Origin of the sequence: Nocardia asiatica NBRC 100129, assembly GCF_000308415.1 — a bacterium.
GTDB lineage: Bacteria > Actinomycetota > Actinomycetes > Mycobacteriales > Mycobacteriaceae > Nocardia > Nocardia asiatica.
This window is the reverse complement of the sequence record NZ_BAFS01000070.1, coordinates 17,397-33,226: the sequence shown is the minus strand read 5'-3', so window position 1 is coordinate 33,226 and position 15,830 is coordinate 17,397. Positions and strand designations below refer to the sequence as shown.

The 15,830-nt window shown below is 68.1% G+C and carries 14 protein-coding genes and 1 pseudogene; 7 read left to right on the top strand and 8 right to left on the bottom strand.

Annotated elements, in window-relative coordinates; translation table 11 throughout:
• Positions 1-195: 195 nt before the first annotated feature.
• Complete coding sequence (locus ON27_RS42755; RefSeq protein ID WP_157227109.1) at positions 196-363, bottom strand: hypothetical protein; 168 nt, start codon at positions 361-363, stop codon at positions 196-198.
• 132 nt (positions 364-495) lie between these two features.
• Here ON27_RS42755 and ON27_RS07160 point away from each other — a divergent pair, with 132 nt between their 5' ends.
• Positions 496-1,455, top strand: a complete 960-nt coding sequence (locus ON27_RS07160) for a helix-turn-helix domain-containing protein (RefSeq protein ID WP_043721259.1) — start codon at positions 496-498, stop codon at positions 1,453-1,455.
• Positions 1,456-2,138: 683 nt separating this feature from the next.
• Positions 2,139-3,071: an ABC transporter permease gene (locus ON27_RS07155; protein WP_245559833.1), complete on the top strand. Its 933-nt coding sequence runs from the start codon at positions 2,139-2,141 to the stop codon at positions 3,069-3,071.
• Between the two features lie 38 nt (positions 3,072-3,109).
• On the opposite strand, the pseudogene ON27_RS07150 reads toward ON27_RS07155, so the two are convergent.
• Positions 3,110-3,780 (bottom strand): annotated as a pseudogene (locus ON27_RS07150) (DUF4389 domain-containing protein).
• 613 nt (positions 3,781-4,393) lie between these two features.
• Positions 4,394-4,714 (bottom strand): hypothetical protein, encoded by a 321-nt coding sequence (locus ON27_RS07145; protein WP_043721417.1) that lies wholly within the window; start codon positions 4,712-4,714, stop codon positions 4,394-4,396.
• Between the two features lie 389 nt (positions 4,715-5,103).
• Here ON27_RS07145 and ON27_RS07140 point away from each other — a divergent pair, with 389 nt between their 5' ends.
• Positions 5,104-5,634 carry a DUF4254 domain-containing protein gene (locus ON27_RS07140; protein WP_043721258.1) on the top strand — a complete coding sequence of 177 codons (531 nt, stop codon included), beginning with the start codon at positions 5,104-5,106 and terminating at the stop codon, positions 5,632-5,634.
• On the opposite strand, the gene ON27_RS07135 is transcribed toward ON27_RS07140, so the two are convergent.
• Genes ON27_RS07135 through ON27_RS07125 form a run of 3 tightly spaced genes read right to left on the bottom strand, consistent with a single transcriptional unit; the run spans position 5,635 to position 8,242 of the window.
• Positions 5,635-5,952 (bottom strand): hypothetical protein, encoded by a 318-nt coding sequence (locus ON27_RS07135; RefSeq protein WP_043721254.1) that lies wholly within the window; start codon positions 5,950-5,952, stop codon positions 5,635-5,637.
• Complete coding sequence (locus tag ON27_RS07130) at positions 5,953-7,101, bottom strand: fatty acid desaturase family protein (RefSeq protein WP_051046294.1); 1,149 nt, start codon at positions 7,099-7,101, stop codon at positions 5,953-5,955.
• Positions 7,102-7,120: 19 nt separating this feature from the next.
• The gene (locus ON27_RS07125) at positions 7,121-8,242 is read right to left on the bottom strand and encodes a ferredoxin reductase (protein ID WP_043721248.1); all 1,122 of its coding nucleotides are present in this window, start codon (positions 8,240-8,242) and stop codon (positions 7,121-7,123) included.
• 170 nt (positions 8,243-8,412) lie between these two features.
• Between ON27_RS07125 and ON27_RS07120 the strand changes: the two genes are divergently transcribed.
• Positions 8,413-9,033 (top strand): TetR family transcriptional regulator, encoded by a 621-nt coding sequence (locus ON27_RS07120; protein ID WP_245559831.1) that lies wholly within the window; start codon positions 8,413-8,415, stop codon positions 9,031-9,033.
• Positions 9,034-9,060: 27 nt separating this feature from the next.
• Here the strand turns inward: ON27_RS07120 and ON27_RS07115 are convergent, their stop codons facing one another.
• Complete coding sequence (locus ON27_RS07115; protein ID WP_043721242.1) at positions 9,061-10,425, bottom strand: MFS transporter; 1,365 nt, start codon at positions 10,423-10,425, stop codon at positions 9,061-9,063.
• A 108-nt stretch (positions 10,426-10,533) separates the two neighbouring features.
• Here ON27_RS07115 and ON27_RS07110 point away from each other — a divergent pair, with 108 nt between their 5' ends.
• The 3 genes from ON27_RS07110 to cmrA all read left to right on the top strand — a co-directional run bounded on the left by ON27_RS07110 (position 10,534) and on the right by cmrA (position 14,009).
• On the top strand, positions 10,534-11,091 hold the full coding sequence (locus ON27_RS07110; RefSeq protein WP_043721238.1) for a PadR family transcriptional regulator: 558 nt from the start codon (positions 10,534-10,536) through the stop codon (positions 11,089-11,091).
• Positions 11,092-11,112: 21 nt separating this feature from the next.
• A complete protein-coding gene (locus ON27_RS07105; protein ID WP_043721234.1) occupies positions 11,113-13,143 on the top strand; it encodes an NADPH-dependent 2,4-dienoyl-CoA reductase in 2,031 nt (676 codons plus the stop codon).
• 62 nt (positions 13,144-13,205) lie between these two features.
• Positions 13,206-14,009, top strand: coding sequence for a mycolate reductase (cmrA, locus tag ON27_RS07100; protein ID WP_043721231.1), 804 nt, complete (start codon positions 13,206-13,208; stop codon positions 14,007-14,009).
• Positions 14,010-14,040: 31 nt separating this feature from the next.
• Here the strand turns inward: cmrA and ON27_RS07095 are convergent, their stop codons facing one another.
• A complete protein-coding gene (locus ON27_RS07095) occupies positions 14,041-15,723 on the bottom strand; it encodes a helicase HerA-like domain-containing protein (protein ID WP_043721228.1) in 1,683 nt (560 codons plus the stop codon).
• Between the last annotated feature and the right edge of the window lie 107 nt (positions 15,724-15,830).

Sequence of the window (15,830 nt, the reverse complement as noted above, 5' to 3'; positions counted from 1 at the left end):
CAGCCTACCTCGTGCTTGCTGCTGCTCCGCCTCCGCTGCCCGTGCCACGCTCCCGGAGATACCGCTCGGCGACAAGCTTCCGCGGGCAGGGAGGTTCACAGCTCGCGTGCAACTTCGTCAGTCCTTGCGCGTGCTGCTCGTCGGCGGGCATGTTCCCGTCCTCGCAGTAGTCCTCGATCCACGAACGCCGAGTCGTCACCGCTTGTCCTCGCTTTCGATGCGGTCCATGACCTCACGGAACGGCACCCGCTCGTCCGGATCGCCACCGAACTCGAGTAGCCACGGCAGCACCCAGAACAGCAGGATCAGCAGACCGCCGACAGCGGCCATGACGATGAGGACGGTTGCGAGCTCTGCGGGCAAGGCTGTACCCCTCGGCATTGTGGTGTGGTTGGTGACACCCGGCGCCGAGGATTCGGGGGTTCACCCGGCGCCGAGTGCTACAGAAAGTGTGTTGTGCCAGCATCCTTCGCTGAACAGGCTTACCGTTTACTGGTGTTCACCGATTCGGGGGTAACAGGCGAACTGCTGCGCGAACTGCGCACGATCGCCGGTATCGGACTGCGCCGCATGGCCGGCCGCACCTGCTTCACACCCAGCTATCTATCGCTGATCGAGACCGGGCAACGGCCAGTCACAGCCGCAGTACTCGACGCATACCGGTCGGTGCTCTCGGACCCCGTTCTGGGGCTGGAATCCGTCGACCTCGAACGGCTCGGCGCGACCGTGGGCGACCCGTCCACCGCAGGCCGCGCAGGACTGGAAGACCTCTCCGCAATCCTCGACCGCACGCGGCACCTAGAGGACGTTGTGGGTGCTGCGTCCGTCGTGCAGCTGGTCCGCGGCATGGACTCGACCGCGCGCACTCTGGCGCGTCACCGTGCGGGCGGCCCAGCTTCGGCCAGCCTCGCGTCCGAGGTCGCGCGCTACCGGGGTTGGCTGGAACATGCCACCCACCGCGGGCATCTCGCAGACCGGGTTCTGGGGGACGCCGCGAAGCTCGCCGAGGACGGTGACGACCCATCACAGCTCGCGCACGCGCACAGCTTCCGCGCCTACACCGCGCGCCACAACGGCGACCTGCAGCGCGCTGTCGACCTCACCGAGTCGGCTATAGCCGTCACCCGGGCACACCCGATTCTCGGCGTGTACGACCGATACCAGCGGGCCGAACTTCTCGCACTCCAGGGTGACCGGCGCCGGGCCGCGCGGGCACTGCATCACGCCGACACGGCAGCGGCAGCCGCGGAGGGAATCGATCTGCCCTCGTTCGGCTACTGGTACACGCCGGGGTTCTGGGGCCTGGAGCGCGGCATCGTGCTGGCCGCGATGGGCCGCACTCCGGACGCCGTGCGGGAAGCCGAGGAAGGATACGCGGCTCTGCCGGATGGGCACAAGGGCGCCGACTGGGCGCGCTCGATGCTCACCCAGATCGACCCGGAGCTGTGCGTCTGAGCCCATCGTTTACTCACCGAATATGTGAGAGAGCCGACCGGAACCGCCGAGAATCTATAGGCATTACGAAACCGCCAAACCCGTTGCGTAACAGCATGTTCGCGAATCGTTCGGAACCGATCGGATGCGACATCTTCTAATCCCTAGGTCGCAGGTTCGATTCCTGCCGGGGGCGCAGCACACTGGAGACCTGCAGCTATGCGGGTCTCCAGTGCTATTACCCGCGGTGTGTGACGCTCAAACACGGAAATACTCGACCGGTGCGGCGCCTCGGCGGGGGTGGCGTCGGCGATCGCAGCCGGAGTGTTCCCGAACTTGCGAGCCGGTTGCAGGACCGGCAGCCCACCCAGCCCGCTCCTGACCCGCCGCCACCCGAGCAGCGGTGCGATCGTCGCCGACCGCGCGAGACGGAGGCCCGGATCGTCGCTCGGGCCACGGCCCCACAGCACCGCGGACAACAACCCCACACCATCGCGACCACAGCGTCAGAGCATCGCGAGCCACAGCCCTAGATCATCGCGAGCCACGGCGATGTCGGCGGCCGCCGGTCGACGTGCTCTGCGGGCGGGCCACCGGCGCCCAGGCGCTCTCGGTGATCGGCGCCCAGGTGTTCTGGATGCTGGCGGCCGGGATCATCGGGCGCGTGCCACTGGTGGTCTGCCGGCGCAGGCTGGAGGTGCAGGGTGGTTCTGAGCGCCTTCATGGTGGGCCTGGTCGAACTGGCCGAAGTTTGGCTGATCTTCCGCACCGCACGCGTTCTCGGCGGCATCGACTTGGACGCGGCGCTGCTGCTGTTCGGGCTGAGCCACTCGAGTTCTGCCCTTGCCCAGGTGATTTTCGGACACCTCGACACACTGCCGGTACTGATCCGGATGGGGCAGCTCGACGCCTATCACCTACGGCCGCAACCGCTGCTGCTGCAACTGATCACCAGCGACATCTCGCTGCGCAGGTTCGCTCGCGCTTCGGTCTCGATCGTCGCGCTCGGGGTCGGTTTGGCGCGCAACGACATCGCGTGGAATTCGGCCACCGCCGCGCTGCTGGCGTTCACGCTGGTCGGCGGCATCGCGTTGTTCGGTGGCGTGTTCGTCTGCGCCGCCGGTTTGCAGTTCTATCTGATCGACGGCTCCGAACTCACCAACAGCTTCACCTACGGCGGCTCGTTCGCGGCGACCCGGCCCGCGTCGCTCTTCCCCGCCCCGATGCGGCCGCTGTTCGGGTTCGCCATCCCGGTCTCGTTCACGGCCTACCTGCCCACTCTCGCGCTGCTGGGACTGCCCGGCCCGCCGCTGCTGCCCGCCTGGCCGGCGTGGCTCACGCCGGTCGCGGCGTTGCGGGTCTGGCTGCCGGCGCTGCGTCTGTGGCGATCGGGCACACGGGGACGGCACCCGCTGGCGAAGGCGGCGGGAGACGCTCACCGCCGTCGACCGGATGACCGTCCGGATAGAGCGGGGCTCCGCTGTCGGCTATATCGGCGCCAACAGCGCGGGCAAGTCCACCACCTTCGAGATGCTCACCTGGCCGCCGTGTCCGACCGCGCCGAAGTCCGAAACCTGTCGATCGAAGAGCCCGAGATCGAGGACGTGGTCCGGCGCATCTACGAATCCGCCCGCTGACGTGGCGGGCGGATTCGGCGCGGTCGTCGAAGCCGGCTTCAGTCGGACTCGCGGGCGCCCTGGTCGAGACGGAAAGGCGGGTATTCGTCCCGCATCAGACCGGCGTAAGCCTGCACACGGATCATCCAGCGATTGAGACCCATCACGAAGTCGTAGACGCCCTGGGGGTAGCGCGCCGTGAACAGCAACGCGACCAGCGCGACGAGCAGCAGGATGCTGAGCAACGAGATGGAGGCGCCGCTCCAGTCGTCACCGCCCCCGGCCATGATGCCGCCGCTCACCACCGCCCCGATGATCAGGTAGTGCGGAATGGCCAGCAACCACCACTTCACAAGCACCAACCCGCGGTGCAGCGTTTCCGGATAGTCGATCTCCAGGTCGGCGGGGTAGTCCGCGTCCGACCGCAGGCTGAACGGGGGGTACTTGTCGGTGCCGAGCACCGAGAGCGCATAAAAGGTCACCCGCACCCCCAGCGCATGACGCCGACGTTGAAGTCGAACAGCCCCCGCGGATACTTGCCGGTGATCAGGATCGCGAAGAAGGCGACGATCGTGAGCACCACGTACGCGACGTGTAGGAAGAACAACACGACGTAGTGCGGTATGGCCAGCAGCCACTTCACCAGCCACATCCATCGCGACAGCGCCGGGTCCAGGTCACCCCGGACGCGGATCGGGTCGGGCGGCACGACGGACTTCTCGAGTTCCATGATCGACACTCCTCACGATTACTGTGACCCAAGCCACAGTTCAATGTCTTGATTGTCGCTTATCCGGCCGACCGGAAACGGCACCATCCGATACCGACATGCCAACGAATAGGCGTGGCCGGCGAGCAGCTGGGACAAACCCGATTCACCGTGCGGAGCAGCCGATTTCGAGCCAGACCCAGCATGCGGCCGGACCTGGCACAGTCGGGCTGAACGTAAATCCCCGGCTGACCCGGGCGGTCGAAAAACTCTGTGCCGCAACAGTCGGTCGCCGTACCGGGACCAGCCCCGTCCGCGTCCAGCCCGGAGATGATCCGATTACGATCCGCCTGTCGGAACCACGCCGCCGATCGTCGATGTGCGGAGAGTCGGTGCGGCGATACCGTTTCCGCGCCACCTGAACGTCTCTACCGCGCGTCCGGACAACGGATCGGTTACGGCCGTCGCGGCACCATCCGGCGTCCCGCTCGCGAACCCGGCCATCGGGCGAGGCACCACGCCCGGCAGGCGGACCATCGCACCGGCCCGGCAGCGCGACGGGGACGGAACGGTTCGCCCTCGCCTGGCCGCGACGGCCCCGGTCGTAGCCGAACCATGCCCAGGCCCGGTCAGCTCAGGCCGGTCCGTTCGCCTGCGCCGAATACAGGCTGACCTCGCCGTCCTCACTGAGAAACGCGTTGACCAGCATGGTGCGGGTGGCCCGCAACTCCTCCGGGTCCGGCGCGGCGGTGGTGATCGAAATCTGGGGGATGACCGCCCAGTTGACCACGTAACGCTCCGGCGGGCCGTCGTCGTCGGACAGCCGGGCGAGCCGGAAGACGGAGACGGTTTTGCGGACGATGAGATTGCGCACGACCTCCGCGATTCGCTCGGGATCTTCCAGCGCGAACATGAAGCCGAATGTCAACTCCGGCGATGACACGTAGGCGGGCACGAACACCGAGGTTAGCGGATCGGGCGACGGCGCGCAGCGGTCGCATCGAATCGGTTGCCCGTCGTGCGCTCGATAATTCGCGCGCGTGCTCCGCGCAGGAGCGACCGGGGTGACCGATCCGTAACGGAACATAACGATTTCCCGGCAGCTTTCGGATTCGCACGGCAGAGTATTGCGCCGATTCCGCTACCGCGCTTTCCTGAAAGTGTCCCGATATCTCGGACCGTCTTCTCTCGCATCGTCGCGGATTTCCCGGTTTCTCTGCCGTGCTGATGGACCGTGGGATGGCGTCCGAGTGCGGGACTGCGCCGGAGCCGAGGGGCGCTCCTCCCCGAAATCCCCCTCGGCCCTGGCGTACCCAGGATTCATCGTGCCGCAGAGGTCTGCCAATGCCCACCGAATACGCTCAGCGCGGTTTCGGAGCCCAGGAGCTGCCACCGCCCGCCGCCCTGCTTCGGGCGATCCGCGAACCCGGCGAGGACGAGCACCGGCACAGCGTGCTGCACGCCGCCCGGAAACTCGTCGAGTGCCACGAGCGGCGGCAGCGGGCGCTCGAGCGCGCACACGAGCCGGGGGCCTCCAGCACGCACATCGCGGAGTGCAGTCAGCAGGTGGAGGACATCGACGGCTGCCGGATCGAATGGATCGGCCGGATCGACGCGTGGGTCGCCGCGAACGTGCAGCACCGGGAGGGCGCCTCCCTGCACACCGAGACGCTCGGGGCGGTCATCGATCGAATCGCCGCGAAATGGGTTGCGGCTCGACACACTTTGGGCGACGAGGTCACGACTCGACCGCATCCGATGCAGGCGGGCGGTGAAGCCCACCTGCAGTGGACCAGGCTGGCCGAGCTGATCGACGGCTATCAGGATCTGATCGCCGACGTCGTCGCCCACCGGCGCAGGCTGCCGGTGTGGTGATCAGCGCGGCTCGTCGACTCCGGGCTCGACGACCTCGGCGTCGAGGAACCCTTCCGGCTCGCCGACCGGCGGCTCGGTGACCGGCGCCTCGGTCTTCGCACCGAGGTCACCATCGAGATCCTGCCGCGCCGCCGCGTCCCGCCGCGCCGCGGCCGCCGCCTCGTTCATCTCGATCGCGTCGGTGATCCACTCACCGATCTCCCTGGTGACCTCGGCGACGGTGCCGGTGATGATGTTGGCGATATTGCCGACGTGCCGGGCGCCGGAGGACGTCAATTCCTGAATGAGATCTTTGTTGCTCTCGAATTTCCCGATCATTCACACGCCCGCTTCGCTCGCCTTCGGCTGACGCATCACGATAACACCGGGCGACGGCTCGCTCCGGACCCAGCTCGGCGGCAGGGCCAGCTTGAAGATTTTCTTCCACACCGAGCCGATCTGCTTACCGAGCGGGCCGGTGTTGTACGGCAAACCGTACTTTTCACACAGTGCGCGCACGGTCGGCGCCATCTCCGGATAACGGCTGGCGGGCAGGTCCGGAAACAGGTGGTGTTCGATCTGGTGCGACAAATTGCCGGACATGATGTGGAACAGTTTGCTTCCGGTGATGTTCGCCGAGCCGAGCATCTGCCGGATGTACCACTCGCCGCGGGTCTCGTCCGCGGTCTCCTCCTCGGTGAACGTCTGTACGCCGGTCGGGAAGTGGCCGCAGAAGATGATGGCGAAGGCCCACACGTTGCGCACCAGGTTGGCGGTGACGTTCCCCGCGAGGGTGTGGAAGAACAGCGGACCGGTGAGCGCCGGGAACACCAGGTAATCCTTGAGCACCTGCTTGCCCGCCTTGCGCCACTGACCGAGGATCAGCTGCTTGACCTCGGGCCACTTCTTCTTGCCCGCGAGGATGTTCTCGACCTCGAGGTCGTGACCCATCACGCCCCACTCGAACAGCATCATGAGCACGAACGCGTAGAGCGGCTGCCCGAGCCGCAGCACGTTCCACTCCTGGGCCTCGTCCATCCGCAGGATGGAGTAGCCGATGTCGCGGTCCTTGTTGTGGATGTTGGTGTAGGTGTGGTGCAGGTAGTTGTGCGAGTGCTTCCACTGGTCGGCCGGGCAGACCGTGTCCCACTCGAACACCCGGGAATTCAGGCCGGGCTCGCGCATCCAGTCGTACTGGCCGTGCATCACGTTGTGGCCGATCTCCATGTTGTCGAGAATCTTCGACACACTCAGCGCCGCCACCGCGGCCAGCCAGAACGGCGGAAGGAAGCCGAGATACATGAGGCCGCGCCCGGCGATCTCGAAGCCGCGCTGCGCCTTGATGATCGAGTACAGGTATTCCCGGTCGCGCTCGCCGAGGTCGGCGACGATCGCGGCGCGCAGCTCGTCGAGTTCGCGGCCGAGCTCCTCGATCTGGTCCGGGCTCAGGACCAGCGGTCCGTTGTCGGTTTCGGTGAGGATGGTCATGATGTGCTCCCCTTCGTGATCAGATATCGATGTCGACGTCGCCGACCGGCGCGCTGATGCACAGCTGGATCGGCTGGTCGGGATCGCTGTCGGTCTCGCCGGTGCGCAGATTGCGCGTGCAGCCGGAACGGCGCACCGCGGTGCAGGAGAAGCAGATCCCCATGCGGCAGCCGTACTCGGGACTCAGCCCGGCGGACTCGGCCTGTTCCAGCAGCGTGGCGCCGTCGTTGGGCGCGCTCACCCCGCTGGCCGAGAAGTTCACCGTGCCGTGCGCGTCGGCGGCGTCGGCCGGCGCGAGCGCGATCGTGAACTCCTCGGTGTGCAGCCGGTCTTCCAGCTGCTCGGCTTGATAGATCGTGCGCACCGCGTCCATCAGCGACTGCGGGCCGCAGACATAGGTCTGCGCGTCGGCGAACCAGGGGGCGACGCGCTCGAGTTCGTCGTAGTCGAAGTATCCGCTGCCTTTGACCGGGGCCAGGTCCACCCACGGCGCGCCGGGATCGACCCGCGGCGCCACCTCCCGCGCGCCGTGCGGATACCGCAGTTCGATGCGGAAGTTGGGGTGCTGTCGCGCGATCGCGTCCAGCTCGGCTCGGTGCGGCAGCAGCGCCGGCGACTTCGCGTAGTGCAGGAACACGACCTCGCCCGGATGATCCTCCGCGGCGAGCGTGCGCAGCATGGACAGCACCGGCGTGATGCCGCTGCCGCCGCTGATCAGCAGCACGCGCTCCGGTCGCGGGCGCGGCAGCCGGAACACGCCGTCGGCGGGTGTCAGGTCGACCACCATGCCGGGGGCGGCGTTGCGGTAGAGATACTGCGACACCAGGCCGTCGGGATGCGCTTTGACGGTCAGCTGGATTCGGCGATTCCGCCCGCTTTCCGGGTTCACCGGCGAATAGCACCGCGTGTGGCGTACACCGTCGATCACCACGCCGATCTGGACGTACTGTCCGGCGACATGGCCTGTCCACTGCCGGGTCGGGCGCAGGGTGAGCGTCACCGAACCCGGCGCGCAGCGGCGCACGTCCGTGATTTCGGCCCGCATGTCCCGCACCGTGAGGGTGGGGCGTACCAGTTCCAGGTAGCGGTCCAGCGGGTGGGGCGAGGTCAGGGTCTGCACCAGGTTGATGAGATCCACCATTAGTTCTCCGTGCCTCTTGTCGGGCTGACGACGTGCGCCTAATTTCAGTGCACGTCTGTACACTCAACTAGTGTGCAGGATGACCGGGGTTGAGTGTCAACCGGCGAAACGTGTGACTCGAACTACATCTATGGATAGGTCGAATGGTGAACGGATGTATGCTCACCGGGATGAGTGAGCAGGCAGCTACCCGAGGCGAACGCAAGGAGCGGACCAGGCAGGCGCTCCTGGACGGCACCCTCGCGCTGGCTGCCGACCGCGGATTCGCCGCGCTCAGCCTGCGCGAGATCGCCCGTTCGGCGGGCATCGTGCCGACCGCGTTCTACCGGCACTTCGCGTCGCTGGAGGACCTCGGCGCGACCTTGGTCGACGACGGCGTCACCGCGCTGCGGCTGGCGCTGCGCGAAGTCCGGCGCAATGCCGACGCCGGCCTGTCGGACACCGTGCGCTTCGTGTTCACGCAGGTGGGCCCGAAGCGGGAGCTGTTCGGCTTTCTCACGCGGGAGCGTCATGGCGGGTCCGCGGCGCTGCGCACGGCCATCGCGCGGGAAATCCAATTGATCGTGCGCGAGCTCGTCGCCGATCTGTCCCGGATCAGGGCACTGGACTCCTGGACGCCGCGCGACCTCGAGATCGCCGCCGACCTGATGGTCACCACGGTGACCGACGGCATCGCCGCCTACGTGTCGGCCACTCCGCGCGACGAGCAGGCGATCATCGACCGCACCGTGCAGCAGATGCGGTTGATCGCGCTCGGCATGGGCGGCTGGCGGCCGCCGAAGCGCCGCTGACCCGGCGCCCGGCCACCGGCCGCGAGCTCACCCGGCGGATCGGGACTGCTCGGCGTCACCGTCGATCGCCGCGACCGGATCCGGCGGACGAACCGGCAGCAGCACCGCCAGTCCCATCGCGAGCACCACCAGCAGACCCGCGATGCCCGCGCGGTCCGCGCCGAACAGCCAGACGAACAGGGCGAACGACGTCGGCGCGAGGAAGGACACCGCCCGTCCGGTGGTCGTGTACAAGCCGAAGAGCTGACCCTCACGCCCCGGCGGCGCGAGGCGGGCCAGGAACGAGCGCGCCGCCGCTTGGGCGGGACCGACGAAAACCGTGAGCAGCAAGCCGAAGATCCAGAACATCAGCGGGCCGGACACCACGAGCAGCGCCGAGCCGCACACCAGCATGGCGGCCAAGGACCAGACGATGATGATCTTCGGCCCCACCCGGTCGTCCAAACGTCCGGCGAGGATCGCGCCCAGTGCCGCGACCACATTGGCCGCGATGCCGAACAGCAGCACGTCGGAGTCGGCTATGCCGTAGACGCGCACGGCGAGCACCGCCCCGAAGGTGAACACCCCGGCCAGCCCGTCCCGGAATACGGCGCTGGCCACCAGGAAGACGACCGTGCGCCGGTCGGTGCGCCACAGTTCACGCAGGTCGCGCCACAGCACTCGGTACGAGCCGAGGAATCCCGCGTTCGCCGCGCCGGGATCGGCACCGGTGCGCGGCAATTCGGGCACCGCGAACAGCACCGGCAACGCGAAAGCGGCGAACCAGACGGCGGCCAGCACGGCGACCAGGCGGATATTGATCCCGTCGTCGGTGGGCACGCCGAGCAGGCCGCGGTTGTCGCCCTCGCCGGCGATGAAACCGAAGTAGCAGATCAGCAGCAGCACGATGCCGCCGAAATAGCCCATAGCCCAGCCGAATCCGGAGATCCGGCCCACCGTCGCCGGGGTGGACACCTGCCGCAGCATCGCGTTGTACGGCACGTTCGCCAGCTCGAAGCAGGCCGACGCGAAGGCCAGCAGCACCAGACCGAGCCACAGGTCGCGATAGTCGTCGTGCACGAAGAACATCAGAGTCATCGCCGCGACCGTGAGCGCGGTCAGCACCCCCAGGGAGCGTTTGCGTTTCGCCGACGCGTCGAAGCGCTGGCCGCTGATCGGCGCGGTCAAGGCCACGATCAATCCCGCGATGCCCAGCGACCAGCCCAGCCAGGCGCTGGCGGAGACACCGCCGGGCAGGTCGTCGCCGACCTTGTCGGTGAGATACACCGAGAACACGAATGTGAGGATCACGGCGTTGAATGCCGAAGACCCCCAGTCCCACAGACCCCACGCCACCACTTGCCCGCGCCCGGCAGCCTGCCCGACCGTCGCCCGGGGGTTCACCTCGGTCATGGGCGCAGCTTAATGCGCGGAACCGGGGTGGTCCGGCCGAAACCGCATCGGATGCCATGCTTATGCACCCAGTTGCATAGTACCCGGTGTCACGGCTATCCTCACCGCATGGCCCTCGAGCATGCGCTGCTGGTATCGCTGTCGGAGCGCGCCGGATCGGGATACGAGCTGGCGCGCCGCTTCGACAAGTCCATCGGGTACTTCTGGAGCGCGACCCACCAGCAGATCTACCGCGTCCTCAAACGCATGGAGGAGTCCGGCTGGGTCGACGGCGAGACGGTGACGCAGGAGGGCAGGCCGGACAAGAAGGTGTACTCGGTGAGCGAGGCGGGGCGGGCCGAACTCGCGCGCTGGATCGCCGAACCGAGCGACTCCGACATCCCGCGCAACGAGCTCGGGGTGAAGATCCGCGCCGCCGCCTACGGCGACATCACCGCACTGCGCGCCGAGGTGGCCCGCCACCGCGATCAGCACGCGCAGCGGCTCGAGCTGTTCCGGCACATCGAGAAACGCGACTTCCCCGCCCCGGACCGGCTCTCGGGCACGGCCCTGCACCAGTACCTCGTCCTGCGCGCGGGCGTCCGCGTGGAGTCGGGGTTCGTCGAATGGTGCGACGAAGTTCTGCAAGCACTGCACCCGCGCGCGACAGCCCCGCACGCGGACTGACGGAGAAAGGCGACCTCACCGATGAGCTCCTTCCCCCATTTGTTCGAGCCGCTCGACCTCGGCTTCACCACCTTGCGCAACCGAGTGGTGATGGGATCGATGCACACCGGCCTGGAGGACCGCGCCTGGGACACCAACAAGCTGGCCGCCTACTTCGCCGAACGCGCACGCGGCGGCGCCGGTCTGATCATCACCGGCGGCTACGCGCCCAACCGCGCGGGCTGGCTGCTGCCCTTCGGCGCCAAGCTGACCAGCAAAACCGAGGCCTACCGGCACCGGACGATCACCAAGGCGGTGCACGCGGAGGGCGGCAAGATCGCCATCCAGATCCTGCACGCGGGCCGCTACTCTTATATGCCGGGCAGTGTGTCGGCGTCATCGATCAAGGCGCCGATCAACCCGTTCCGGCCGCGCGCACTGTCGGCCAAAGGCATCGAACGGACCATCGAGGACTACGCCCGTTGCGCGCAGCTCGCCCAGTTCGCCGGGTACGACGGCTGCGAGATCATGGGCGGCGAAGGCTATTTCATCAACCAGTTCCTCGCACCGCGCACCAACAAGCGCACCGACGCGTGGGGCGGCTCACCGCGCAACCGCCGCAGGATCGCGGTGGAGATCGTGCGCCGCACCCGCGCCGCGGTCGGCCCCGATTTCCTCATCGTGTTCCGGCTGTCCATGGCCGAGCTGGTGGAGCAGGGGCAGACCTTCGACGAGATCGTCGCGCTGGCACAGGAACTCGAAGCCGCCGGGGTGAACATCCTGAACACCGATATCGGCTGGCACGAGGCACGGGTGCCCACCATCGTGACCTCGGTGCCCCGCGCGGCCTTCGTCGAGTTCACCGCGAAGATCACCGCGCGGGTGCGCATCCCGGTGTGCGCGTCCAACCGGATCAACATGCCCGAGGTGGCCGAGGAGATCCTGACCCGGGGCGACGCGCAGCTCGTCTCGCTGGCCCGCCCCTTCCTCGCCGACCCGGAGTGGGTGAACAAGGCCGCGCAGGATCGCGCCGACGAGATCAACACCTGCATCGCGTGCAACCAGGCCTGCCTGGACCACGCCTTCCGGCACAAGACCGTCTCCTGCCTGCTCAACCCGCGCGCCGGGCACGAAACCGAGCTGACGTTGCTGCCGACCCGCCGCACCAAGCGCATCGCCGTGGTGGGCGCGGGACCGGCCGGGCTCTCGGCGGCGGTGAACCTCGCCGAACGCGGCCACCGCGTCGAGCTGTTCGAGGCCGACGACAAGATCGGCGGCCAGTTCGACATCGCCCGCCGCATCCCGGGCAAGGAGGAGTTCAGCGAGTCGATCCGCTACTACAACCGGATGCTCGAGCTGACCGGCGTCACGGTGCACCTGAACAAGCGGGTGGGCGCCGACGAACTGATCGCGGGGGGCTACGACGAGGTGGTGCTCGCCACCGGCGTGCAGCCGCGCATTCCCGACATCCCCGGTATCGACCACCCCATGGTGGTGTCGTACGCCGAACTGGTGCGGGAGCAGAAGCCGGTGGGCAAGCGCGTCGCCGTGATCGGCGCGGGCGGCATCGGCTACGACGTCAGCGAATTCCTCACCGTCGAAGGGCATCCCACGCTGAAGCTGGACGAGTGGAAGGAGGAGTGGGGGGTGGACTCCGACGACGAACAGGTCCCCGGACAACTCGCCGCCCCGAGACCTTCGCCCGCCGCCCGGGAAGTCGTGCTGCTGCAACGCAAGTCCACCCCGTTCGGCAAGGACCTGGGCAAGACCACCGGTTGGGTGCACCGCGCCGCGTTGAAGGCCAAGGGCGTCGAGCAGATCGGCGGAGTGAACTACGAGCGCATCGACGACAGCGGCCTGCACATCAGCTTCGGCGCGAAACGGCAGCGCCCGCAGCTCATTCCGGTCGACAACGTCGTCGTCTGCGCGGGGCAGGAATCCGTGCGCGACCTGGAGGCCCCGCTGCGCGCCGCCGGTGTCAGCCTGCACCTGATCGGCGGCGCCGAACTCGCCGCCGAACTGGACGCCAAACGAGCCATCGACCAGGGCACCAGGCTGGCCGCACGGCTCTGATCGAGCGCGGCGGCCGGGCTCGATGCCCGGCCGCCGTCGCCGCATCGCCTAGGCTGCACCGGGTGAGCCTGCCCTCCCCCACTTCCGAGAACCGCGCGGTCGTCACCGGCGCCTCCTCCGGCATCGGCACCGCGCTCGCCGCCGAGCTCGCCGCCCGCGGCTACTCGCTGATCCTGGTCGCCCGCCGTGACGAGCTGCTCACCGAGCTCGCGCAGCGGCTGACCCTCGCCCACGGCATCACCGCCGAGGTGCGCCCTGTCGACCTGGCCGACCGCGACCAGCGCGGTGCGCTGGTGGAGGAACTGACCGCCCGCGACATCGCCATCCTGTGCAACAACGCGGGCATCGCGACCTTCGGCGCCGTCGCCGAGCTCGACCCGGCCTACGAGCGCGCGCAAATGGAACTCAATGCCGTCGCCGTGCACGATCTGACCCTGGCCGTGCTGCCCGGCATGCTCGCGCGGGGCGGCGGCGGCATCCTGATCAGCGGTTCGGCCGCGGGCAACATGCCGATCCCGAACAACGCCACCTACGCGGCGAGCAAAGCGTTCGCCAACACCTTCTCCGAATCGCTGCGCGGCGAACTGAAGGGCTCCGGCGTGCACGTCACGCTGCTGGCGCCCGGCCCGGTGCGCACCGACACGCCGGACCCGGCCGAAGCGTCGATCGTCGACCGGATGGTGCCCGACTTCATGTGGGTCTCCTCCGAGTACACCGCCAAGGTGTCCATCGACGCGCTCGCCCGCAACAAGATGCGCGTGGTTCCCGGCCTGATCAGCAAGGGAATGAGCGTGGCGGGGCAGTACGGCCCCCGGGCGGTCACCGCCCCCATCGCGGGCGCGTTCTACAAGAAGCTCGGCAACTGAGCGGCCGGTAGACGTAGCGGACTCGCGGCGCTCAGCGACGCCTGGTCCCGAACAAGCTGCGGGTGACCTGGCGGCCGGCCGCGGCGGCCGCCGAACGCAGGAAGCCGCGCACCGCGGGGTTGTTCATGATCCGTTCGGCGGCGGATTCCTCTTGCGCGCGAGTCGCGGGACGGCCGGGAACGGGCGTGGACTCCGGCTCCCGCGCCGCCGCGGCGAGTTTCGCGGTGAGGATTTCGTAGGCCGACTCCCGGTCGATGGCTCGTCCGTATTTCGAGGCCAGCGGACTGGACAGTGCCCGAGAGCCGATCGCGTCCGCGCCGATGGTGTCCATCAGCGATCGGGGCGGCCGCATTCTGGTCCAGGCCACCGGTGTCGGCGCACCCCGCTCGGAGAGCACCGTCACGATCGCCTCACCGGTCCCGAGCGAGGTCAGCGCCTGCTCCAGGTCGTAGACGGCGGTCCGGGGATAGGTGCGGACGGTCTTCGACAGCGCTTTCTGGTCATCCGGGGTGAACGCGCGCAGCGCGTGCTGGATCCGCGCGCCGAGCTGAGAGAGCACCTGATTCGGAATATCGGTGGGCAGCTGTGTGCAGAAGAACACACCCACGCCCTTGGACCGGATCAGCTTGACGGTCTGCTCCACCTGGTCCAGGAAAGCCTTCGAGGCGTCGGAGAACAGAAGATGGGCCTCGTCGAAGAGGAAGACCAGTTCGGGCCTGTCCACATCGCCGACTTCGGGCAGCGTCTGGAACAGATCGGCGAGCACCCACATGAGGAAGGTGGAGAACAGCACCGGCCGCGCCGCCTGGGCGCCCAGCTCGAACAGCGTGATCACACCTTTCCCGTCCACGATCCGCACCAGGTCGGCCGGGTCGAGTTCGGGCTCGCCGAAGAACGTGTCGCCGCCGTCGGCCTCCAGATTCACCAGCGCGCGCAGGATCACTCCCGCGGTGGACGCGGAGACGCCGCCGATGCCCTTCAGGTCCTGCTTGCCTTCGGGGCTGGTGAGATGCGTGATCACGGCCCGCAGATCCTTCAGGTCCAGCAGCGCGAGACCGTTGCGGTCGGCCCAGTGGAAGATCAGGCCGAGGGTGGATTCCTGCGTCTCGTTCAACCCGAGCACCTTGCTCAGCAGCACCGGGCCGAAAGAGCTGATCGTCGCGCGGATCGGCAGTCCGGGCCCGGTGGCGCCCAGCGCGACGAACTCGGTGGGGAAGCCGGTCGGCACCCAGTCCGCGGCGCCGGTCTGCGCGGCGCGCGCGGCGAGTTCCTCGCTCGGCTGCCCCGGCTCGGCCAATCCGGACAGGTCGCCTTTGATGTCGGCGAGCACCACCGGAACCCCGGCGCTCGACAACTGCTCCGCGATGCCCTGCAAGGTCTTGGTCTTTCCCGTACCGGTCGCCCCCGCGACCAAACCGTGCCGGTTCATCATTCGTATCGGGATACGGACGCGCGCCGTGCGGTCCACTGTGCCGTCGATCACGACGGCGCCCAGCTCCAGCGCACTGCCTACGAAGGCGTAGCCCGCGGCGATCTCCTGTGCGGCGGGCACGCCTTTCTCCTCGGTGACCGGCTCGGCTCGCGCCGCTGTCGTCGTGTGCTCGGCCAGTTCGCGTTCCGCGGCTTCCGCGGCCGCGGCCGCCTCCGCCGCGATCCGCGCCGCCTCGTCGGCGGCCTTGCGCGCCGCGTCCGCCTTCTCCTGCGGGGTGGTCATCGCGCGTCCTCCGTCCTGGCTCGACTCGAACTGCGTTACGCAGTATTTGCTGTCGCACCGAAAACGCCGAGTGCCGATCTGAGAGAACTGTATCGCCGCCGCTGGGG

Coding starts and splice junctions, on each gene's coding strand:
- ON27_RS07140 (WP_043721258.1), top strand. CDS start 5,104: ATGCCCACCGAATACGCTCAGCGCGGTTTCGGAGCCCAGGAGCTGCCA.
- ON27_RS07135 (WP_043721254.1), bottom strand. CDS start 5,952: ATGATCGGGAAATTCGAGAGCAACAAAGATCTCATTCAGGAATTGACG.
- ON27_RS07130 (WP_051046294.1), bottom strand. CDS start 7,101: ATGACCATCCTCACCGAAACCGACAACGGACCGCTGGTCCTGAGCCCG.
- ON27_RS07125 (WP_043721248.1), bottom strand. CDS start 8,242: ATGGTGGATCTCATCAACCTGGTGCAGACCCTGACCTCGCCCCACCCG.
- ON27_RS07120 (WP_245559831.1), top strand. CDS start 8,413: ATGAGTGAGCAGGCAGCTACCCGAGGCGAACGCAAGGAGCGGACCAGG.
- ON27_RS07115 (WP_043721242.1), bottom strand. CDS start 10,425: ATGACCGAGGTGAACCCCCGGGCGACGGTCGGGCAGGCTGCCGGGCGC.
- ON27_RS07110 (WP_043721238.1), top strand. CDS start 10,534: ATGGCCCTCGAGCATGCGCTGCTGGTATCGCTGTCGGAGCGCGCCGGA.
- ON27_RS07105 (WP_043721234.1), top strand. CDS start 11,113: ATGAGCTCCTTCCCCCATTTGTTCGAGCCGCTCGACCTCGGCTTCACC.
- ON27_RS07095 (WP_043721228.1), bottom strand. CDS start 15,723: ATGACCACCCCGCAGGAGAAGGCGGACGCGGCGCGCAAGGCCGCCGAC.